This is a genomic window from Micromonospora sp. AMSO12t (assembly GCF_008806585.1).
Taxonomy (GTDB): Bacteria; Actinomycetota; Actinomycetes; order Mycobacteriales; family Micromonosporaceae; genus Micromonospora; species Micromonospora reichwaldensis.
In genome coordinates this window covers 1-649 of sequence record NZ_WAAS01000564.1, presented here as the reverse complement: position 1 = coordinate 649, position 649 = coordinate 1, and the positions used below count along the sequence as shown (strand labels likewise).

The 649-nt window shown below is 77.3% G+C and carries 1 protein-coding gene; it reads left to right on the top strand.

Annotated elements, in window-relative coordinates:
* Positions 1-60 precede the first annotated feature (60 nt).
* Positions 61-648: a CinA family protein gene (locus F6X68_RS32965; RefSeq protein ID WP_151457871.1), complete on the top strand. Its 588-nt coding sequence runs from the start codon at positions 61-63 to the stop codon at positions 646-648.
* The last annotated feature ends 1 nt before the right edge of the window (position 649 follow it).

The window sequence follows — 649 nt, the reverse complement described above, 5'->3', positions numbered from 1 at the left end:
GGAGCCGCGCCCGTCGGGAAGGATGAGTAGGGCCGGCGGGGCGGGGAAAGGATCCGGGACATGGACAGTGACGCTGACGGAACGCGGCCGGCCGGCAGCCCGGCGGCCGGCGTGGTGCACAGCCTCTCGGAACGGCACGAGACCCTGGCCACCGTCGAGTCGCTCACGGGCGGCCTGCTGGCCGCCTCGATCGTGGAGATCGCCGGGGTGAGCGGCATCTACCGGGGCGGCCTGGTGGTCTACGCCACCGAGCTCAAGTCGCTGCTCGCCGACGTACCGGAGGACCTGCTGGCCGACCGGGGGCCGGTCGACCCGGACGTGGCGGTGGCCCTCGCCGAGGGCGGACGGCGCCGCTGCGGGGCCGACTGGGGCCTGGCCACCACCGGGGTGGCCGGTCCCGAACCGCAGGACGGCAAGCCGGTCGGGCTGGTCTACGTCGCCGTGGCAGGGCCGTCCGGCACCGAGGTCCGGCAGCTCGACCTGGACGGCGGTCGCGACCACGTCCGCTCGGCCGCGGTCGTCGAGGCGTTGCGGCTGCTCGCCGCGCGGATCCACCAGACCGACGCCGCCGGGGCGGCGGGGTCCGACAGCCGGGCAACCGGGGCCGACGGCGGGCGGACCGACGCGGCCGGCGCGGGCCGCCGCTGAC

Coding starts and splice junctions, on each gene's coding strand:
- F6X68_RS32965 (WP_151457871.1), top strand. CDS start 61: ATGGACAGTGACGCTGACGGAACGCGGCCGGCCGGCAGCCCGGCGGCC.